Source organism: Enterococcus sp. LJL51 (genome assembly GCF_054871795.1).
Map to the genome: position 1 here is coordinate 50,786 of NZ_JBTXLW010000018.1, position 19,862 is coordinate 70,647.

The following is a 19,862-nucleotide window of genomic DNA, read 5'->3' on the forward strand; positions in this document are numbered from 1 at the left end:
TATGCACCACATTGCCAGTTCTGTTTGCCTAAAGACTTGCTAACAGAATGGTATGCGTACGAAAGTAAACGTCATTTTTCAATCAATAGTAGTAAAAGTGACTACTCTGAAATGAGCTAGCTTGTGGTTTTGCTTGATTTCCACAAAAATCCCTGAAAAATTCGGATGTCATTCTATTTTTCAGACAGATTCTAGTAAAAATTTAAAAGAAAAACGCTAGGAGCTCTTTTCTGAGCGTTCAAGCACTATAAGAGAACGCCTGACCGATGAAAGAAATCTTTTCTAAAGCCACAGATCTTTCACTCTTTTTTTCTGAAAAAAGAACTTGAAACAAAATCAGCCATTTTTCCTGCTTTTGTTCCAAGCTCTTCAATTTTATTTACTTGTTTGTCCTGATAACACACCTTTAATCCAGCTTATCATTATCATAGTGATGCTGCAGCTCCAAGTTTGGAAAAGACTGCTGACGCAGAGCTTCATAAACGACTAAAGCAGCCGTATTAGAAAGGTTCAGAGAACGGACGTGTTCATCATTCATCGGAATTCTTAAACATTTGTCTGAATGCTCCCTCATAAACGTCTCTGGCAATCCGGTTGTTTCTTTACCAAACATAAAATAATGGTCTTGTCCGTCTGAGAAATTCTCGTCACTGTATATCTTATTAGCAAACTTAGTAATCAAATGCAGCGGCTGATCTCCTAAAAATGCAAGAAAATCTTCCAGACTTTTATGGTAGGTAATTGCTACATCATGCCAGTAATCCAGCCCTGCTCTTTTAAGCTGCTTGTCGTCCGTTGAAAAACCTAACGGCTCGATGAGATGTAAGGGCGCATTAACCGCCGCACATGTCCGGGCAATGTTGCCTGTATTTGCAGGAATCTGAGGTTCAAATAAAACAATATGATTTGTCATTTTATTATTCCTTTCCTTCACTAAAAAACTTATTTAGAACAACAAAAAAACGTACCGTCTCGGTGTTAATCACTGCGAGCCACTACGTTAGTGAAGATTCTTTTCACTAACTTTTATCAGAACAGGAACCTGATAAAAACCAATGAAAAAACAACTTGTATGTAATATAACACCAATATCAGAGCTTTGCAATAGTTTTTTGTGAAATTCTTTTTTGTAAGCGTTATCTTATCTCTCCTATTAACATGCGCAGGTCAACCGTTATTTCTTCAAGAGGATTTTCTTGAAGCTGCGCTTTTCTTTCAGTTGTAGCCTGCCATTCCAATGGCGACATTTCCAGTAAGTCTAAGCGACGTTCTTGTGGGACATCAAAAATGGTAGTAATCCGCTGATTCTCAATGAGCTTCATAGATTGCGAGAACTTTTCAACTACCTTCAGATTGGAATAATGTTGTTTTTCCAAATCTTCCGGGAAAAACCCGGCTCTCAATTCCTTTAAATATCCCTCTTCCGGAATTATCTTAATCACACGTCCTTTTGGTGTCAGCACCCGTTGGAACTCTCCGTAGTGAGAAGGAGAAAAAATATTCAAAATACAGTCTACAGACTGATCTGCAAAGGGCAGGTTGGTTAAATCTGCGGCACACCAAAACGCATCTATTGGCTGATTACTGGCTAAATAGACCCCTTCTTTAGAAATATCAAAACCAATTTTAGTTCCTTCCATCCCCAGAAATGCTAACTCAGAAAGAAAACTACCTTCGCCGCAGCCCACGTCCAAAATCACTTTGCCTTCAGCTGTTTGAGGCAAGACTGCTGCCAGCATATTTTTATACATACCGCTTTTAATCATCGCCTGACGGTGACTAAACATTTTCTGATTATATTCGGTTTGAGTATGCGTTTTTAAAAAGTACAGTGTCCCTTTTTTTGAAAGCTCAAACTGATGATTTTTTCTACAAGTCAATGTGTAGTCATTTACATCCGTTGCTTCATGGCACAACGGACAGCGGAACAGCGAACTATTCGCCTCCAGAAATTCTCTAGCCTTATCTCTTTTCTTAAGCATAACCGGCTCCTTCTCTTCAACTAGTTTCATCTGCTCTATCTTACAATGGAAGAGTTCCTTTGGCAACACTTGAAAATATGTTACAATGCCTATGAAGAAATTAAAGGAGTGGTACCTGTGATTAAAGAATTTTGTGCAGAAAATTTTACGGATATTCCCGCAGCTGTGAGAAATGGTGCTGGACGAATTGAATTATGTGATAATCTGGCGGTAGGCGGAACTACACCTAGCACAGGAGTTATTGAAGAAGCTGTTCATTTTGCAGAAGAACATCCTGTTTCCATCATGACCATGATTCGTCCCCGTGGTGGTGATTTTGTCTACAATGATATCGAACTAAAAATTATGCATACAGATTTAATTGAAGCAAAAAAAATCGGAACTGATGGCGTGGTTTTTGGTTGCCTTACTGATGATAACTGGCTGGATGAGGAAGCTCTTGATCTTCTGATAGAAACTTCAGAAGGACTGCAGATTACTTTCCATATGGCTTTTGACCAGCTTTCAAAAGAAAATCAGTTCAAAGCAATTGATTGGCTGGCTGAGCGAAATGTTCAGCGCATTTTAACTCATGGCGGTCCAGCGGGTACCCCAATCACCAAAAATCTTGCTCATCTTAAAGAACTCATTGATTATGCAGACGGCCGTATTATCATTTTGCCGGGCGGCGGAATTACTGCCGCTAATGTTGATGAAATAGTCAGCGCTTTGGCTATTAGCGAAGCACATGGCACAAAAATCGTTTCACTTAACTAAAAAACACAGGATCAGTTCGAGAGCGGACTGATTCTGTGTTTTTTAAATAGTGACATACTATTTTTGCCAGCGAAATTTTAAGTACTTAAATATAAATAGAAAGAACGTTGCCAATCTCTCCGCAGGCAAAGGTGAAATTGACAGCTGAACTTCGTGAATCTCGACAGCACATTCCGTCCATTACTTGGGTAAAACAACACTTAGTTATCCAGCTATGGAGCGAAATACCTCTTATACAAAAAAGAACCTGAAAAAAAACCAGTCATTTCCTGCTTCTTGTTTCAAGTTCTAAGATTTCATTCAGTTTTTCTCCTGCCAACACAATTGGACATAGAAGTTTTTAAATAAAGTATGCCATAAAAATACTGGCAATATTAAAATAAATCAAGACGCTTGTTAAATCACTCAATGTTGTAATGAACGGTCCGCTGGCGACTGCCGGATCAAAGCCCAGCTTATCCATCAGCATTGGAATTAAGCTTCCAGCCAGATTTGCGACTGTAATTGCACAAAGCATCGCCATTCCAATGACAAACCCTAAGGGAAAATTCTGCTTCCAAATACCCACGACAATCATTATTGTCAGACCAGTAATTGCGCCAGTAACAAGACCAGTCAATACTTCACTGATGATCAAGCGGTTAAAATTGCTGTCCTTGTCATCTGCTACTGCTAGCCGGCGTACTGCTACTGCCAGCGATTGTGTTCCCGCATTACCAGCAGTACCAGTAATGAGCGAGATAAAAACAGCTAGGATACTTGCTTCACTAACTAAAGCTTCGTAATGGCTGATTAAAGTCGCTGTAGACATTCCCAGAAACAGCAGGGTAATTAGCCATGGCAGTCTTTTGGAAGCCGCTTTGAGGGGATTTTCACTAACCTCTTCCACGTCAACCCCAGCCAGTCCGGAGTAATCACTGGCTGCTTCATCATCAATAACATCAATAATATCATCTACGGTAACAATCCCCAGCAAATGCTCATCATAATCAATAACCGGCAGTGCCAGAAAGTCGTAATCCCGAATCGTTTGAGCAACATCCTCCTGGTCATCTCCCACGTGAACAGAAATAACACGTTCGCTTAGAATTTCACTGATCAGTGTATCATCATCATTCACGATCAAATCACGAAGAGAGATAACCCCCACCAGATGGTTTTCCTGATCCACAACATACACGTAGTAAATAGTTTCTGCTACATCCGCCTGATTTTTCAACACATACATCGCAGAGCGGACCGTTTGATTAGCAACAATCGATACGTATTCTGTCGTCATGATGGAGCCGGCAGTATCGTCTTCATAGTGCAGCAGCTCTTTAATCTCGCTAGCGTCTTCTGTACTCATCAAGCTAAGGTATTTCGCCATTTCACTTTTATCCAGCATATTCAGCAAGTCTACTGCGTTATCTGTGTACATCTCAGACAGCATTTCCGCTGCGTAACTTGGGCGCATTTCCGAGATGTAGTCTTTCATATCTTCATTATCTTCTTCAATAACGTCAAACATATCCGCCAGCTCTTTAGGCGATAGATAGTTATATATCTGCTCCCGCTGCTGCGCTTCCAGAGATTGGTAAAATTGACCCTGTTCATAAATATGGAGCGTTAAGAAGGCTTCCCGGAATTCATTCATCTGGTCATTTCTCAAGTAATCCAGCAAGCTTTCAAACTGCTCTTCAATTTCCTGTCCTTCATTCACTTTTCCCAACCTCCTTCTTTCTTATTTTCTATCAATCAGCCGCTGCATATCTTCTGCCAATGGGGAGTCAAAAAACAGCTCTTCATTGGTAAATGGATGCTTAAAACTCAAGTGACTGCAGTGCAGCGCCTGCCGCTCTATTCCTTTATCCAAGGCGCCATTGTAAAGCTCATCTCCTAGAAGCGAACATCCGATACTTTCAAAATGAACCCGTATCTGATGCGTTCTACCTGTATGAAGCTGGATTCTCACAAAGGCAATCCCCTGATTTTTATCAGACACTGCAGTCAGCCAGTATTCAGTTTCTGCATAGCGCCCATCTTCAGAAACTGTGCGTTTCAGCAAAGAGGTCCGCTCCCGGCTGATTGGCGCAATAATCTGACCATGGGCAGACAGCTTAGCAATATCGCCTGAAACCAGTGCATGATAGATTTTCGTTACCTTTTTCTGCCGCAGCTGCTGGTCCAGCATCGCATGAGCAAATCCATGTTTGGCAAACAGCATAACTCCAGAAGTATCCCGATCCAGTCTTGTAACTACATGGATTACCTGATCCTTATAGCCCATCCGCTGATAATATCCCTTTACCCGGTTTGCCATTGTACCGTTGGGATGATACTGAGCTGGAATAGTCGCAATTCCTGCCGGCTTATCAACCACTAAAAAATGTTCATCCTCATACAAAATAACGATTGGCTCATCCGACGGAAGCATCGTCTCATGCTCGCCTTCATCTGGAACAACAATCGTTAGCTGTTCTCCCATAGAAAGCTGATAAAGGACGTTCTCCACCTTGCCGTTCACTTTAATTGAACCGCCTTGAAACTTTATCTTTGCCAACAAGCCCTTTGAAACGCCCTGCTCTTTCAAATATGACTTTATCTGCTGGGAAGATTCTTTATTATATACCCATTGAAATTTCATTGCTTACTTAATCCTCACTAATAAATGCATCCTTCACTCTATACCAAAAATGCATATGCTTATACGATGCAAAGTGTATCCGCTCATCCGCAATCCTGTAATGGATGGTGTCCACATTTTCCTGATAAATGTTCAGCTGATCTACTGTAATCAGATAATCACTGCTTTCCTGCAAATCAATAGAAACCCATTCGCTGTTTGCAATCACCATAGGCGAGCCCAGAGTACGGAAAACACGATTATTCAGAGAAGCTATTTCTGCCAGCTGAAAAGCATTTATACTCGGATGAATGACTGCTCCGCCTACGCTTTTATTGTATGCTGTCGAACCTGTCGGGGTTGAAACAGATAGTCCATCCCCTCTAAACCGTTCAAATAATTCATCTTTGATATAAACATCGGCAACCATCGTCCGATTGGAACGCTTGATTGTTGATTCATTCAATGCCAAAAAATGCTTGTCAGGTTTATCATCACAAAAGGTAATCCGCACATCCAACAACGGATAGCTAACACTTTTTTCCTGTTCTCTCAGCAGACTTTCAACAAGCTCTTCCAGCTCATAGTCGCGCCAATCTGTATAAAACCCCAGATGTCCCGTATGAACACCCAAGAATTTCACATCATTCAACATGTGGCTAAAACGATGGAACGCAGAAAGAAGTGTCCCGTCTCCCCCGATTGAAATAATCAATTCAGGATCGCTGTCGGACACTTCAATTTCTTTCCGCTCCAAAAGCAAACGCAGCTGCTTCGCTACACTTCTTGATTTTTCTTCAATATTATGGACGATCGCTACCTTCATGGCTCTCCCCCTGCATTATTTCTGAGTGTCTTTTTTCTTGTAGTACTCATTTGTTGCCTTTTTTCTGCCGTGTGAAAACAGATGCTGTGCCTCTTGAATTTCTTCACGGATACTGGACATTTCCTCATCCAGCTGATACGCAGCTTCGGCGGCCCGCTGCAGCCGGTCATTCAGCTCTTCTGGAAAAACACCTTGATACTTATAATTTAGAGAGTGTTCAATCGTCGCCCAGAAATTCATTGCCAATGTACGAATCTGAATCTCAGCCAGTATCTTCTTTTCTCCGGTAATAAGCTGAACCGGATAAGCAATAACTAGGTGATAAGAACGATAACCGCTCTCTTTTTTATTAGTGATATAGTCTCTTTCCTGGACAATCTCAAAATCTCTGCGATTCCTTATAATATCCACTACTTGATAAATATCTTCAACGAACTGACACATAATTCTCAGTCCCGCAATATCCTGCATTTCTTCACCCAGCCGGTCCAGCGAAATCTTTCTTAAAGCTGCTTTAGTAAGAATACTGTCCACAGGCTTTACCCGGCCTGTTACAAACTCGATGGGGGTATGTCTGTTGCTTTCATTAAACTGTTTGCGGATTCCCCGCAGCTTGACTTTCATCTCTCCAACAGCTTGTTCATATGGCGCAAGAAAAAGTTCCCAATCTTTCTCCATATTTTTCCCTCAATTTCCTTGAATTTGATCCACTGCTTATTTTACCATAGTCCGATGAAAAATTGGATTTTTTATTCTGTTATTCGCCTTTTATAAAAAAAAAGGTCCAGACCATCACTTTTCTTGACGAAACCATGTAACATGTGTGAAAATTAGGTATAAAAGAAGGTGAGTTTCGGTTGAGTGAAAACTTAGAAATTGAATATAAGACCATGCTCTCAGAAAGGGACTTTATTCGAATCACTGACTATTTTCAATTAAAAGAAGAGGATTTTTTCTTACAAGTAAATACTTATTTCGATACATCTGCATTTCATCTAAAGCAAATGAACATCGGCTTAAGAATTCGAACCTTGCCTGATGCTGCTGAGATTACTCTAAAGGTTCCCGCTAAAGACGGATTGCTGGAAATCACTGATCCCATCACACCTGAGCAGGCAGAAGAAATAATCCATTCTCGGATTTTTCCAAAAAATAGTGAAGTTTCTCAAAAACTGCAGGATCTTACAATCAATACTCCATTACATGTGATTGGTCAACTTAAAACCAAGAGAGCACAAAAAAAACTTCCCCAAGGTTTATTAGCTCTTGATGAAAGTTGGTATAACCAAAATCACGATTATGAACTGGAATTAGAAGTTGCAGATGCTTTCATTGGAAAGAAAGCATTTTATAATCTGCTAAATACTTTGAATATCAAAGAAATCAGCGGATTGAATAAGATACAACGGATGTTGTTGTCTTCTCCTTCTTATTCCTCTGATACAGACTAATGAGCAGAATGCTTCAATTTCTTCTGTTTTTTTGGTAAAGTACAGAAATTGGTCGTAGTCGCGATATTGGCAAAGAATCGAATTGGAGGAAGTATGAATGATTGAAATATATTTGTTCGTAAATCCATTAGGGAGTATTTGCTTGGACATTGAGCGGGACATCTTATCGTTCGCTCAAGCAGAAAATAAAAAGATCCAATTACGTTTAATCCCCTTAGTAAATATGAAAACTATTGACGGTTTGCTAAGTTTGTACAATATTCCTTCCCATGACATCAATAGAAGGAATCAGCTTTTTGAAGAGATTTATTCTGCTTCGCTTGATTTTAAAGCAGCTCAGCTGCAAGGAAAAAAGAAAGGCCGTCACATCCTTTTGAATCTACAGGAAATAGTAGGAGAAGCGGGATCCGTTTATTCTCCTGATTTGGCTGAAAAACTGATTGTTGAATCAGGCGGCGACTTGGAAATGTTCCGCTCTGACCGTCAATCGCCATTTGTGAAGGAATCCTTCCAGATTGATCAGCAAATTGCCAGAGAAATGGGTGTTTCTAAACATCCGTCAGCTGTTATCTATAATTATGCCTGTGATAGAGATTTCGGCGTACTCGTTGAGGACTATCTGTCTATTGATCATATTAAACAGCTGTGTGAGACTTCTGAAGAAAATTATATTCATTTTCACGATCCAGTCCAGATTGCAAAGGCTCATGAACAAAGCGTACCGAAGGGACATTTACACTTACTATAGAAAAACAGGAAACAGCCAGTATCTGCCTGCTTCCTGTTTTTTTGTACTTTCTATTATTTTTCAGTAAATCAAGTTCTCCCTCACCAAATAAAAGAACTTAAAACAAAAGCTAAAATTTCCTGCTTTTTGTTTCAAGTCCTATAATTTTATTCAATTTTCTTATCAGCCTGATTTGACAAAGACCTTTTAGTTTTTATCAAATGTCTCTATCAAAGCTTCAAGCTCAGATAAGCGAGCCTCAAAAACTTTCATAGCATCTTCAATATACGCTGGTTTCGTCATATCTACGCCAGCTTTTTTCATTACTTCAATCGGATAATCGCTGCTGCCGGACTTCAGATAGCTTAAATAATTTTCCAGCGCCTGCGGTTCTTCTTTAATAATTTTATCAGCCAGCGCAGAAGCTGCAGAGAAGCCTGTAGCATATTGATATACATAATAATTGTAATAAAAATGTGGAATTCTAGACCATTCCAAAGCAATTTCTTCATCTGGTACTACTTCAGGGCCATAGTACTTCGCATTCAATGCCGCATAGCTTTTATTCAGATGATCACTTGTTAATGGAATACCTTTTGCATCTTCTGTATGCAGGAAGTGCTCGAACTCTGCAAACTGAGTCTGACGGAAAATCGTTCCTTTGAAGCCGTCCAGATAATGATTTAAGACATAAGCCCGAACTTTAGGATCCGTTTCTGTTTCCAGCAAATATTCAGTCAAAATATTTTCATTGGTTGTTGATGCGATTTCTGCAAGAAAAATAGAGTAGTCTCCGTATACATAAGGCTGATTGTTTCTAGTAAAGTAGCTGTGGACGCTGTGCCCCATTTCATGAACCAAGGTGTACAGCTGATCAACACTATCATGCCAGTTTAACAGAATATATGGGTAGGTATCATACGCCCCTGATGAATAGGCACCGCTTCTTTTTCCTTGATTTTCCACAACATCAATCCAGCGCTGATCAAATGCTTGATTAACAATATTCAAGTATTCTTCACCCAGCGGAGCTAAAGCTGCCAGTGTTTTCTCTTTTGCTTCCTGATAAGTAAATTTGATTGGAGCATCACCCAAAATCGGTGTATACATATCATACATATGAAGCTCATCAAGCTGTAAAAGCTTTTTCCGCAGTCCTACATACCGGTGAAGCAAAGACAAATGATGGTCAACTACTTCTACTAACGTCTCATAAACACTTTCAGGGATATGATTGCTGCTTAACGCTGCTGCTCTTGCTGAGCCGTACTTTCTAATTTTTGCTTTAAAATTATGTGCTTTCACATGAGAAGACAAGGTTGAAGCAAATGTATTATTAAACTGTTCATAAACACTGTATAGCCCTTTAAATGCTGCTTCCCGCACATTTCTAGAAGTGTTTTCCATCAACTGACCGTACATGCCGTGGCTCAATTGGATTTTTTCACCTTTATCATCTTCAATAACTGGGAATTTCAAATCAGCATTGTTTAAAACAGAGAATGTATTGCTTGAGGCGCTAAATATTTCTCCCGCTCCAGCCAGCAGCGACTCCTGTTCTTCGCTTAATACATGCGCCCGGCTATCTAAAATATTCTCAACAAAATGCTTGTAGATGTTCAATTTAGGTTCCTCATCAAAATAAGCCCAAATCTCCTCATCTGACAAAGAAAGAACTTCAGGTTCAAACCAAGCAACGGCTTCCCCAACCTGAGAGTATAAAGATGCTGCTCTTGCATATAAAGCCTGATATTCCGAGTTAGTTGTATCTTGATCATTTTTCAAATGAGCGTATACATAGATCAACTCAATTTTCCGATACATCACCAATAAATATTCAATTGCTTCTAAAAACGCTGTACTGCCGTTTTTTAAGGTCCCTTTTTTTTGTTCTGCTTCCTTTATTTCCTTTGACAGCTGATCGTAGGCTTCTTCAAATGCTGTATTATCTTTAAATACCGCAGTCAAATCCCATGTCAGTTCTGTTGCTAGTTCGTCGCGTTTTGGTAATTGTTTTGCTTCACTCATAGCTTCTACTCCCTTCATACATACCATATAAATCCTTTAAAGCTTTCATTACCCATGAAATGATTCTCATCCTAAATATAGATAAAGGGCGAGTTATTATAAGCTCATTTCTTTAACAGAATTTATATATCTATAGTATCATATTTTCAATGGAGTGCTAGTAATAATAGCTTGTGGAAAATCTAAGCTCTTGAATGGATTAGATTGATTTAAAGAAGCAAATTGGTCGTCAGGCAGTTTGATAACGAACGTTTCTCCAGCACGGCGAGCTAAAATCCTGAATACTATCAGACTTTCTACCAGTTGATTGATTAGCCAGCAGGCTATACAGTCTGCAGAAATAGCGGGAAACGTATAAAGCAGCTTTTCCCGAATAATTAGCTGCTGACAAAACTGACTAATCACTTCAAACTGAATGCGTTCCCCCTGTTGTTCTTTCAAAAACTGCCAGAGTGAGCAGAGTAGATAAAAAGAAGAATGTGTATAAACGAAACGCTGACTGACCTCATAATAGAACCAGGGATGAAGCTGCAATAGATGTTGGTGATTTTTATAGCAGCATTCCTGAAAGCTTAGAACTTTCTTATCCTTTATTAGCAGCTTCTTAGCTAAGTAGCGGTAACTGTTTAAAAGCTCTGTTTTTAAATCGTAGCTTCTCGTGTGATGCAGCTTTAATTCATGCTGATTATGAAACAACTGATTCAATGGGATACTACAGAACGGCCAAACCTTCCTCCCATAGTATACCTGTCCCTTCAGATTTTCTTCTAAATGATAATAGAGCATTAAGGTCTTTTGACGCCAGTCTGCTGCCCAAAAGTAGAAACCCAGTGTTTTACTGAATAAAGTAAATGCCTTTATATTCTCGCCCATTTCTTGTTTATGCCAGAAATGTTCACCGCAAATCCATAATGGGATATAGCCGTTAGCTAAATAGGTTCTTGTTCTCTTCATTATTTTTCCCAGACCTAGTGAACTGCATTGAACTTCTATAGCTATATTTCCAATGAGTAAATCTGGACGCTGTTTTAAATCAGGTAGATAAGCTTCTACCTGATAGGAGATTTTATAAGACTCACACCAATCAATAAACATTTCTTTCAAAGCTAAATGCTCCTCTGATTCATTATCCACAGAGCCGGCAAATGAGCAAAGTGAACGGTGGGCAAAATGAGGAATTCTAATATGTCCCGCTTTTAGCTGAACCTCTTGGCCGCAGACGGGGCAAAAAAATTGCTGTTCCCGGTGCATCTCCATTTCCTCATCTGAACAATGAACCAACTGAACTAAATCACCCTGCTTGTTTTTTGCTGTAAGCATGGTCATCACCTCTATTAAAGCTACGCACTTTTTGAACGATTCCATCATTCGTTAGAATCCTAAACAAAAATAATGTTCTACCCAATTCAACTTTTATCGCTAACCATGATTGTCTTCTCTGATAGCGGTCAGTTGCTTCTTCTGCATTTGAACTTTAGAACCTTGATTGTTATTCTTAAGCTTAACGATTACCTGCGACACTGCCAGACTTAGAAACAGAGTGAGTATAAATAAAGGTATTCCTTGAAATTCTCGAATTCCTGTCAAAGAAAACAGCTCCTTAATTACTTCCAAAAACAACGGATGTAGGAAAAACAAATACTGACCAAGTATTCGCAAATTACTAAAATCTCTTGTCTGCCATCTATCAGACTGAATCAGTACAGCTACAAGAAAGAAAGCCGCAGGAATCAGACTAAATAAAAAGTTCTTGTCTGCTCCCTGATTATTAAAAATCAGCCAGCCTTCAACAAGTAAGAGAATACCGCTAAAACCCAATTTTGCACCTACTCTTTTTTGAAGCAGTGGAGACTGTTGATAGTCAGCCAGAAAAAAGCCTAGTAAAACAAAGATAAACGCATAAAACAAACCGTTTCGAGTGGTTGCAAAAACAGACTGATATAAGCGAAACGGCTTTTCAATAAACGTTCCGCTCAAATAGCCGGAATAGGTTTCAACCGCACCTAATGCAAACAAAACAAAGGATAGAAAGAAGGTTTTAAGATAGCCAAGCTTTAGTAATGATTTCTTTACCAGATAAAGAGCGCTGAACAGAGCTGGAAAATACCAAAGCTGATAACATAAGCCAGTATATAATAAGCCTACAGCCAAGGCGGCTGGATAAACGGCCGGCGGAAGCCCCTGTGTATGTAAAAACCAAAGACCATAAGGCACATAGAATAAACTCCAGAATAAATATACTTTGATTTGTTTCTTAAAATATATTTTAAAATAAGCGGCTGAAGAAAGCAGCTTACGGCGGTAAAAATAACCGGTAGAAACCAAAAATAGCGGAACTGCCAATCGCCCTAGAAGAGATTTTAAAATAAAATGAAGACCATCATTTTCTGCCAACCTTCCGCAGTGAACTAAAATTACTAAAAGTGAAGCAGCAAACTGCCCAATATCCAGCAAAGGATATCTTTGCTCGGAGCTCATTTTCTTTTCCATATTATTCCCCTCTTTTATAGCATATATAACTCCCAAAAATGATTTATAGTCAGATTCTTCTACTCTCTGCATCTGTAGCTATGAGTAAAAATATCCCTTTAACAAGAGTTATATATTTACTTTATTTAGGAATAAAGAACTAAGCGAGAAACAAAATAGAACATCGATAACTAATTACTGCAACGAATGAAACCATTGCTATATCAGCATGTTACGCTTTGTTGCATCATTGATTTCACCTAAAGTCCTTTTCATTTTTCGATTTTCCGCTAAAATGGAAAAGAGCCGTGTTAGGGGGTAGGCAATGGATATTGGAAAAATCATAAAAGAAAAACGGACAGAAAAAAATCTTACTCAGGAGGATTTGGCTCAAAAGTTTTTTGTCACAAGACAATTAATATCAAAATGGGAAAATGGAAGAAGCTATCCTGATTTAGAGCAAGTAGTAAAGTTAAGCGAACTTTTTGAACTTTCATTAGATGAGCTGCTGCGTGAAGATCATGAGATGGTGAAGGAATTAAAATTCGATACAAAGAAGAAAAAGTGGTTTAAATTTTTAATTATTTTGCCTATTGTTCTCATTATTGGAATCATTACTTTTTTAGGGCTTATCTGGTGGATTGATATTGTCTTATTAGACTATGATGATATTGAAATAACAAAAATTGAGAAAGAAATACTCCCAGAAAAAGAAGTAGTTATAGAAAGAACAGGTGAAACAGTCACTCTACCTGAAGATGTTGAATACACTATCTATTTTAAAACAAATCGTTTTTTAGTTAACCTGGTTAATATATCTGGTGAGGTTAGACGTTACGATGACAATAACATTATGGTAGATATTATTGGTGAACATCATCTATACAGCTGGAATAAAGAAAGTAAAATCTGGATTCAAAGCGAGAGGGAAAAAAATGTTTTTGACCCAAATCTCAATTTAGGTAAAAGCATCTATTTATATAATTTTAACAAAGCTTCAAGTATTGATATAGATGACCTAGTCAACGGAGAAAATGCCGTTCCCAGTATAGAAGATCTAGCGGATAAATTGATTGATCTAACAGAGTTGGAAAAACTGCCGAATAAGCAAAAAAAAGAAGACTAGCTTCTTTCGATAATCAAAGGTATTCTACTTTAAGTCAAAGTATCTAAAAAACATTGAGATTAATAACCAACACTATTTGATTATAAAAAAAAGACATCGATTAGAATTGAATTCTGTTTCGATGTCTATCATATTTTAGTGAAAGTAGTATCTTGTTAGCTCAATTGCATTTCGTTCCATGATACAATCTCCATATTCGTTAAGAACCTCTGGTGTTACTGTGGAGGCTTGTCCGAATTCAAGGAGTCTTGACCATTCATTTTCGATTTCATTAATAGAAATTTCATCTAAAAAGAACATTACTTGTAAAAAATATTTATCCTTATATTTGTACAGGTTAGCCAGCATAGATTTAACATATACTTCATTTGCCAATTGAATCATTCCATCAAAGCTGCTCAGCTCAAGAACAAAACTGCGAATACTGTCATCAACCAAATCCTTGGTTTCATCAGTGTAGCTTGCTTCCAGCTGCTTTCTAATCATTTCGCTCGCTTCTTCAGAACTTAAGTCGTTGAAGCTGCCAATGTTCGGTACATCCTCTACAGAAGCATTTTTACTGATGAACAACTCTAAGCCGTCGCTTTTAGGCAAGACTTGGAAAGTAACAGCCTCACTGCCCTGGAACTCATCCTCAATATCCACTTCTTCTAAAATGCTGTAAAAGAAGTTCTCTACCTCTTTATGATTCCCCAACAAGTCGAGAAAGGTAATCCCTCTATCAGCCAGGTCTTCATTGCCAATCAATACACGAATCGTATTTTCGTTAATATGTTCCATTTCCATCTGGTTCCACCTCGCTTTTTGCTCAAGTCAGGAAACTACTTCTTATAGATTAATTGTATAGCAATCACTTCAAAAGTAAAGAGAAAAGTTCATTTATTTGAAAATTAGCAATCCATATTATAGTTTTCATAATAAAGAACCTTTTCTATATTTATACTATAGAATAGTACACTCTAGCTTGAGTAATTGCAACCAAAAAAAGAGCCTTCCAGCATTTACCTGAATAAATGTGAAGGAGCTCTTTAAAAACTCGGCAAGAACTGAATACCTTCAAGAAAGTGTATCTTGTTCTGCTATGCTAATTTTATTCATTAATTATGTGAGATTTCTCCGGATTTCATCTTTTGAAAATCCGTGATTGAAAGCTTATAATCCAGCCATCAACTGAGCTTGACGTAGTTCAAGCTGACGAACATCTCTAGGTAAAAAACGTCTAATTTCGTCTTCATTAAAACCAACCTGTAATCTCTTATCATCAATCATGATTGGTCGACGCAGTAAGCCTGGATTTTCTTTAACCAATTCCAATAAATCCTGCAATGGAAGTTCATCTAAATCCATATTCAGTTTTTGGAATACTTTCGAACGAGTTGAGATGATTTCTTCAGTACCATCCTCTGTCATTCTAAGAATTGCTTTCAATTCAGAAATATTCAACGGTTCAGAGAAGATATTTCTTTCTTTGAAAGAAATTTCATGTTCTTGTAACCACGCACGAGCTTTTCGACATGACGTACAACTTGGGGAAGTATACAGTGTCAACATTGCGCATCACTCCTCTTTATGAGTTAGTTATTTTATTTAGAACAGGAATATCATCTGTTTTCCCATCCACTTACAGTATACCGAACTTCTAATAGAAATACTAGGGTATTTTAAATAAAAATCACATTTTTTGTAATTTCATTGTCATTTAACTAACTAATAACAAATAAATAATTTCTTTTAGTAATAACATTATAACTAATTTAGTTTTTTTCTAAATTATCTGAAAACTACAACAGTTTAAAAAACTGTACTACTCCCTAACAAATGAACGTTAAAAAAACAGATTTCTTTTTTTCATTAATAAATTCTGTTCTTTTGCAGTTATTAATTGTATACTATTTTAGAAGTATTATTAAAAATAAGGTGGTAATTATGAAGACAATTTTTTCAGGTATCCAGCCAAGCGGTACGCCGACTATCGGTAACTACATTGGCGCCATGAAACAGTTTATCAGCTTACAGAATAACTATAAAGGCTACTATTGTATTGTAGATGAACACGCCATTACAGTACAGCAGGAACCTCAAAAGCTGAGACAACAAACAAGAAGCCTAGCTGCTCTCTATCTTGCAGTTGGACTTGATCCAGAGAAAGCAACAATTTTTATTCAGTCAGAAGTTTCTGCACATGCTGAAGCAGCTTGGATTATCCAGTGCAACACAACTATCGGTGAGCTGGAGCGTATGACGCAGTTTAAAGATAAGTCCCAGAAGAACGGCCGAACTGGTGTTAGTGCAGGACTATTAACCTATCCTCCATTGATGGTTGGCGATATTGTCCTTTATAATGCAGACTTGGTTCCAGTGGGAGATGATCAGAAACAGCATTTGGAATTGACACGTGATTTTGTGGAACGCTTTAATAAACGCTATGCCCAGCCAAATCAAGAAATTCTGACAATGCCGGAAGTAAAAATTGCTGAACAGGGAAGTCGAATCATGAGCCTGCAGACTCCTACAAGTAAAATGAGTAAATCTGATTCAAATCCAAAAGGATATATTTCTATGCTGGATAAGCCTGACGTTATCCGCAAAAAAATTAAATCTGCTGTTACTGATTCAACAGGAATTATTGAATATGATGTGGAAAATAAACCTGGTGTTTCAAATCTACTGAACATTTTCTCTGCGGTCAGTGACCGTTCAATTCCTGAGCTGGTAGAAGCATACGCCGGCAAAGGCTACGGTGAATTTAAATCCGACTTGGCAGAGGCTGTTGTTGATTTACTCGAACCAATTCAAATCCGCTATGAAGAACTGCTCGCTTCTGATGAGCTGGATGACATTCTTGATCGAGGTGCTGAACAAGCACGCCTTGTTGCAAATAAAACTTTGCAGCGTATGAAAAACGGTATCGGCTTAGGAAGAAAGCCTCGTAGAAAATAATATATACAAAAGGACTATAACATCTTTTTACGGTGTTATAGTCCTTTTATTTATTCTCTGCTGAAGTGGTTTCCGACACCAAACCGCTGGAAACAGCTCCACTAAAGACAAGCTATAGCTTATAAATTATGTTATGCGTCCTATTATCAGCGCGCCTATGAGAACCTCTCTACTTAGTTTCCACAGAAATGTGCTTTATTATGCTTACTGCCTGAATTGAGCATCATGCAGCCGGCGATAATGACCGCCTTTTTCAAGCAGCTGTTCATGAGTGCCCTCTTCCAAAATACCATTTTCACTCACAACAATAATACGAGTTGCATGTTTGATAGTTGCTAGTCTATGAGCAATGATTAATGTCGTACGACCTGAAGCAAGGGAGTTCAGTGATTCCTGAATAACTTGTTCAGTTTCCGTATCAAGGGCCGAGGTTGCTTCATCAAGAATCAAAATAGGCGGATTCTTCAAAAACATTCTGGCAATTGCCACCCGCTGCTTCTGTCCTCCAGATAGTTTGACGCCACGCTCGCCAATAATTGTATCTAAGCCTTCCGGCAATAAATCAATTACTTTCTCCAAATGGGCAAGTTTCACCGCCTGTTGAATCAGTTCTTCATCTGCATCTAAATTACCATAAGCAATATTTTCTCGAATTGTTCCCGGAAAGAGAAAAACATCCTGCTGAACAATTCCTATTTGACCTCTTAGTGAAGCTAATGTCATATCCCGAATATCTTTGTCATCAATGGTAATTCTGCCATCACTTACTTCATAAAAACGCGGCAATAGATTACACAAGGTTGTTTTTCCCGAACCGCTTTGTCCTACAAAGGCGACCGTCTCACCCTTTTTGATATGAAGATTTATATGATTTAATACCTTAGTTGAATCTGCATAGGAAAATGATACATCCTCATAACGAATATCTCCATCTAGATGAGAAACAGCTTCAGCATTAGGGCGATCCTGAATAGTTGGCGTTTTGTCTATTTCTTCAGTAAAACGTTTGAACCCTGCAATTCCTTTTGGATAGCTTTCAATCATGTTATTAACCTTTTCAATTGGGCGGACAAACACATTAGCTAACAAGATGAAGGCAACGAATGCACCTTCTGAAAGCTCGCCATTGATTGTATAATAACCACCGAAAATCAATGTAAACAAGTTAATGAGACGAATCATTAAATAGTTATATGCCGAGCTGATTCCCATCAGCTTGTAGAACATAATCTTAGATTTTCTATACGCCTGATTGAGGCCTTCAAAACGGACCCGTTCAAACGGCTCATTTGCAAATGACTGAGTAACACGAATTCCACTAACAGATGCCTCTACTCCGGCGTTGAAATCGCCAAGATTATCGTAGATTTTCGTATTGATGTTTGTCATCTTTTTATTAAAAATGATTAATGCTACAGCGATAAACGGTAGTAGGGCAAAGGTTGCCAGAGCCAGCTTCACATGATAGCCCAACATCAGCAGAAATGATCCCAGCAGTGTCATTATAGTAATGAAAACATCCTCAGGACCATGATGGGCGACTTCAGAAATTTCAAATAAATCTGTTGTTAGACGACTCATTAGTTTTCCTGTTTTCTGATTGTCATAATACTCAAACGGCTGTGTCTGTAAATGTTGATATAATTCCCGGCGCATATCTGTTTCGATATTCACACCAAGCTTATGACCGAAATAAACCACTATAAACTGCAGGATAGTATTCAATATATAAAAAGCAAACAAACCAAAACACGCCAAAGCAATTAGACGAAAATTCCCCTGAGGCATCAGTTTATCAATCACTTGATTGACGACAACTGGAAAAGCCAGCTCCAACAGCCCCGCTAGTACAGCACAACTAAAATCCAAAATAAATAACCCTTTATATGGTCTATAATAGCTAAAAAATCGTTTTAACATGTTTCCCCTCCTTCTTCGACGCACTTCTCCTATTATACGAAAAGAAAATTCTATATGCAAAAGAAGTTGAATATTTAAAAGATAAAATCAGTAATATTTACTGAATTAAATTACGGAAATTGCCTATTCAACACTGACTAAATCAGCTACAATGAAGCTGTTGAATTTTTTCTGAAAATTATCATAAGGAGCTGTCTTTTTTTGATTAACACAATTGTTTTTGATGTGGATGACACCGTATACGATCAGCAGCAGCCATTTAGAGCTGCTATAAAAAAAATCTTCCCGGCTTTTCCATGTGAGAAGATGCACGAGCTGTACATTCGCTTTCGCCATCATAGCGATGTCACTTTTGAAAAGAGTATCACCGGAGAATGGACCTTGGCCTATATGCGTTTTTTCCGATTGGATGAATCGATGAAGGACCTAGGTTATCCCTCAACAACTGAAGCTGTAAGCAGCCGTTTCCAAGAAGCTTATGAAGATGAGTTGGACAATATCTGCATGCATCCTGAAGTGAAGAAAGTGTTTGATTACCTAAGTGAAAAACAAATTCCTCTTGGTATCATTACTAATGGACCTACAGATCATCAGTATAAAAAAGTAAAGCAGCTTCAATTAGAAAACTGGGTGCCTTCTGATAATATTATTATTTCTCAAAGCACTGGCTATCAGAAGCCTGACAAAGAAATTTTCCAACTGGCAGCCAAACAATTTCGCATGGAGCCTGAGACAACACTTTACATCGGCGATAGCTTTGAAAATGATGTGGTTGGTGCACATAACGGCGGCTGGCAGTCTTTATGGTTCAATCATCGGCTGAGAACTGTGCCCAAAAATACCGGTATTTCATTTTTAAAAGAGGTACGCACCTTTGAAGATTTATTTGATACAGTTCAATCATTCGTCTAAAAACATCCTGCTATGCAGCTCTGAATATAGCAGATTTTTAAAGAAGGGCAGGCAAGACTGCTGCAACCTTCAAAAAACAAACCGGAATATACTGTTGGCTAGCCTCAGTATATTCCGGTT

The 19,862-nt window shown here is 38.4% G+C and carries 18 protein-coding genes; 6 read left to right on the top strand and 12 right to left on the bottom strand.

From position 1 onward, the window contains the following. Positions 1 to 406: 406 nt before the first annotated feature. Both trmL and ACYSNQ_RS14890 read right to left on the bottom strand, forming a co-directional pair. Positions 407 to 913, bottom strand: a complete 507-nt coding sequence (trmL, locus tag ACYSNQ_RS14885; RefSeq protein WP_426084371.1) for a tRNA (uridine(34)/cytosine(34)/5-carboxymethylaminomethyluridine(34)-2'-O)-methyltransferase TrmL — start codon at positions 911 to 913, stop codon at positions 407 to 409. Positions 914 to 1,136: 223 nt separating this feature from the next. After that, on the bottom strand, positions 1,137 to 1,982 hold the full coding sequence (locus ACYSNQ_RS14890; RefSeq protein ID WP_426084372.1) for a methyltransferase domain-containing protein: 846 nt from the start codon (positions 1,980 to 1,982) through the stop codon (positions 1,137 to 1,139). Positions 1,983 to 2,099: 117 nt separating this feature from the next. On the opposite strand from ACYSNQ_RS14890, the gene ACYSNQ_RS14895 reads away from it, so the two are divergent. Then, on the top strand, positions 2,100 to 2,738 hold the full coding sequence (locus ACYSNQ_RS14895; protein ID WP_426084373.1) for a copper homeostasis protein CutC: 639 nt from the start codon (positions 2,100 to 2,102) through the stop codon (positions 2,736 to 2,738). Between the two features lie 340 nt (positions 2,739 to 3,078). On the opposite strand, the gene mgtE is transcribed toward ACYSNQ_RS14895, so the two are convergent. From mgtE to ACYSNQ_RS14915, 4 genes are read right to left on the bottom strand one after another with little or no spacing between them, the layout of a single operon-like run. Further along, positions 3,079 to 4,440, bottom strand: coding sequence for a magnesium transporter (mgtE, locus tag ACYSNQ_RS14900; RefSeq protein ID WP_426084374.1), 1,362 nt, complete (start codon positions 4,438 to 4,440; stop codon positions 3,079 to 3,081). A gap of 21 nt (positions 4,441 to 4,461) precedes the next feature. Then, on the bottom strand, positions 4,462 to 5,364 hold the full coding sequence (locus ACYSNQ_RS14905) for an RluA family pseudouridine synthase (RefSeq protein ID WP_426084375.1): 903 nt from the start codon (positions 5,362 to 5,364) through the stop codon (positions 4,462 to 4,464). Positions 5,365 to 5,371: 7 nt separating this feature from the next. Further along, positions 5,372 to 6,169, bottom strand: coding sequence for an NAD kinase (locus ACYSNQ_RS14910; protein WP_426084376.1), 798 nt, complete (start codon positions 6,167 to 6,169; stop codon positions 5,372 to 5,374). A gap of 15 nt (positions 6,170 to 6,184) precedes the next feature. Further along, complete coding sequence (locus tag ACYSNQ_RS14915; RefSeq protein WP_426084377.1) at positions 6,185 to 6,847, bottom strand: GTP pyrophosphokinase; 663 nt, start codon at positions 6,845 to 6,847, stop codon at positions 6,185 to 6,187. A gap of 179 nt (positions 6,848 to 7,026) precedes the next feature. Here ACYSNQ_RS14915 and ACYSNQ_RS14920 point away from each other — a divergent pair, with 179 nt between their 5' ends. Continuing rightward, positions 7,027 to 7,620: a CYTH domain-containing protein gene (locus ACYSNQ_RS14920; protein ID WP_426084378.1), complete on the top strand. Its 594-nt coding sequence runs from the start codon at positions 7,027 to 7,029 to the stop codon at positions 7,618 to 7,620. A 97-nt stretch (positions 7,621 to 7,717) separates the two neighbouring features. Next, entirely contained in the window at positions 7,718 to 8,368 is a 651-nt protein-coding gene (locus tag ACYSNQ_RS14925; protein WP_426084379.1) for a DsbA family protein, read from the top strand. A 186-nt stretch (positions 8,369 to 8,554) separates the two neighbouring features. Here the strand turns inward: ACYSNQ_RS14925 and pepF are convergent, their stop codons facing one another. The 3 genes from pepF to ACYSNQ_RS14940 all read right to left on the bottom strand — a co-directional run bounded on the left by pepF (position 8,555) and on the right by ACYSNQ_RS14940 (position 12,865). Beyond that, positions 8,555 to 10,375, bottom strand: coding sequence for an oligoendopeptidase F (gene pepF / locus ACYSNQ_RS14930; protein WP_426084380.1), 1,821 nt, complete (start codon positions 10,373 to 10,375; stop codon positions 8,555 to 8,557). Positions 10,376 to 10,513: 138 nt separating this feature from the next. Next, entirely contained in the window at positions 10,514 to 11,695 is a 1,182-nt protein-coding gene (locus tag ACYSNQ_RS14935) for a competence protein CoiA (RefSeq protein WP_426084381.1), read from the bottom strand. Positions 11,696 to 11,794: 99 nt separating this feature from the next. Next, a complete protein-coding gene (locus ACYSNQ_RS14940) occupies positions 11,795 to 12,865 on the bottom strand; it encodes an acyltransferase family protein (protein ID WP_426084382.1) in 1,071 nt (356 codons plus the stop codon). A 304-nt stretch (positions 12,866 to 13,169) separates the two neighbouring features. Here ACYSNQ_RS14940 and ACYSNQ_RS14945 point away from each other — a divergent pair, with 304 nt between their 5' ends. Next, the gene (locus ACYSNQ_RS14945; protein ID WP_426084383.1) at positions 13,170 to 13,970 is read left to right on the top strand and encodes a helix-turn-helix domain-containing protein; all 801 of its coding nucleotides are present in this window, start codon (positions 13,170 to 13,172) and stop codon (positions 13,968 to 13,970) included. Between the two features lie 135 nt (positions 13,971 to 14,105). On the opposite strand, the gene ACYSNQ_RS14950 is transcribed toward ACYSNQ_RS14945, so the two are convergent. Together ACYSNQ_RS14950 and spxA are read right to left on the bottom strand one after the other, a co-directional pair. Beyond that, positions 14,106 to 14,756, bottom strand: a complete 651-nt coding sequence (locus tag ACYSNQ_RS14950; RefSeq protein ID WP_426084384.1) for an adaptor protein MecA — start codon at positions 14,754 to 14,756, stop codon at positions 14,106 to 14,108. Positions 14,757 to 15,122: 366 nt separating this feature from the next. Further along, positions 15,123 to 15,521 carry a transcriptional regulator SpxA gene (gene spxA / locus ACYSNQ_RS14955; protein WP_426084385.1) on the bottom strand — a complete coding sequence of 133 codons (399 nt, stop codon included), beginning with the start codon at positions 15,519 to 15,521 and terminating at the stop codon, positions 15,123 to 15,125. Positions 15,522 to 15,896: 375 nt separating this feature from the next. Here spxA and trpS point away from each other — a divergent pair, with 375 nt between their 5' ends. Beyond that, positions 15,897 to 16,910 carry a tryptophan--tRNA ligase gene (trpS, locus tag ACYSNQ_RS14960; RefSeq protein ID WP_426084386.1) on the top strand — a complete coding sequence of 338 codons (1,014 nt, stop codon included), beginning with the start codon at positions 15,897 to 15,899 and terminating at the stop codon, positions 16,908 to 16,910. Positions 16,911 to 17,114: 204 nt separating this feature from the next. Here the strand turns inward: trpS and ACYSNQ_RS14965 are convergent, their stop codons facing one another. Next, positions 17,115 to 18,830 carry an ABC transporter ATP-binding protein gene (locus tag ACYSNQ_RS14965; protein ID WP_426084387.1) on the bottom strand — a complete coding sequence of 572 codons (1,716 nt, stop codon included), beginning with the start codon at positions 18,828 to 18,830 and terminating at the stop codon, positions 17,115 to 17,117. 204 nt (positions 18,831 to 19,034) lie between these two features. Between ACYSNQ_RS14965 and ACYSNQ_RS14970 the strand changes: the two genes are divergently transcribed. Continuing rightward, on the top strand, positions 19,035 to 19,742 hold the full coding sequence (locus ACYSNQ_RS14970) for an HAD family hydrolase (RefSeq protein WP_426084393.1): 708 nt from the start codon (positions 19,035 to 19,037) through the stop codon (positions 19,740 to 19,742). The last annotated feature ends 120 nt before the right edge of the window (positions 19,743 to 19,862 follow it).

What these genes read in the sequence shown, in the direction of transcription:
- trmL (WP_426084371.1), bottom strand. Translation starts at nt 913, where the DNA reads ATGACAAATCATATTGTTTTATTTGAACCTCAGATTCCTGCAAATACA.
- ACYSNQ_RS14890 (WP_426084372.1), bottom strand. Translation starts at nt 1,982, where the DNA reads ATGCTTAAGAAAAGAGATAAGGCTAGAGAATTTCTGGAGGCGAATAGT.
- ACYSNQ_RS14905 (WP_426084375.1), bottom strand. Translation starts at nt 5,364, where the DNA reads ATGAAATTTCAATGGGTATATAATAAAGAATCTTCCCAGCAGATAAAG.
- ACYSNQ_RS14910 (WP_426084376.1), bottom strand. Translation starts at nt 6,169, where the DNA reads ATGAAGGTAGCGATCGTCCATAATATTGAAGAAAAATCAAGAAGTGTA.
- ACYSNQ_RS14915 (WP_426084377.1), bottom strand. Translation starts at nt 6,847, where the DNA reads ATGGAGAAAGATTGGGAACTTTTTCTTGCGCCATATGAACAAGCTGTT.
- ACYSNQ_RS14925 (WP_426084379.1), top strand. Translation starts at nt 7,718, where the DNA reads ATGATTGAAATATATTTGTTCGTAAATCCATTAGGGAGTATTTGCTTG.
- pepF (WP_426084380.1), bottom strand. Translation starts at nt 10,375, where the DNA reads ATGAGTGAAGCAAAACAATTACCAAAACGCGACGAACTAGCAACAGAA.
- ACYSNQ_RS14935 (WP_426084381.1), bottom strand. Translation starts at nt 11,695, where the DNA reads ATGCTTACAGCAAAAAACAAGCAGGGTGATTTAGTTCAGTTGGTTCAT.
- ACYSNQ_RS14940 (WP_426084382.1), bottom strand. Translation starts at nt 12,865, where the DNA reads ATGGAAAAGAAAATGAGCTCCGAGCAAAGATATCCTTTGCTGGATATT.
- ACYSNQ_RS14945 (WP_426084383.1), top strand. Translation starts at nt 13,170, where the DNA reads ATGGATATTGGAAAAATCATAAAAGAAAAACGGACAGAAAAAAATCTT.
- ACYSNQ_RS14950 (WP_426084384.1), bottom strand. Translation starts at nt 14,756, where the DNA reads ATGGAAATGGAACATATTAACGAAAATACGATTCGTGTATTGATTGGC.
- spxA (WP_426084385.1), bottom strand. Translation starts at nt 15,521, where the DNA reads ATGTTGACACTGTATACTTCCCCAAGTTGTACGTCATGTCGAAAAGCT.
- trpS (WP_426084386.1), top strand. Translation starts at nt 15,897, where the DNA reads ATGAAGACAATTTTTTCAGGTATCCAGCCAAGCGGTACGCCGACTATC.
- ACYSNQ_RS14965 (WP_426084387.1), bottom strand. Translation starts at nt 18,830, where the DNA reads ATGTTAAAACGATTTTTTAGCTATTATAGACCATATAAAGGGTTATTT.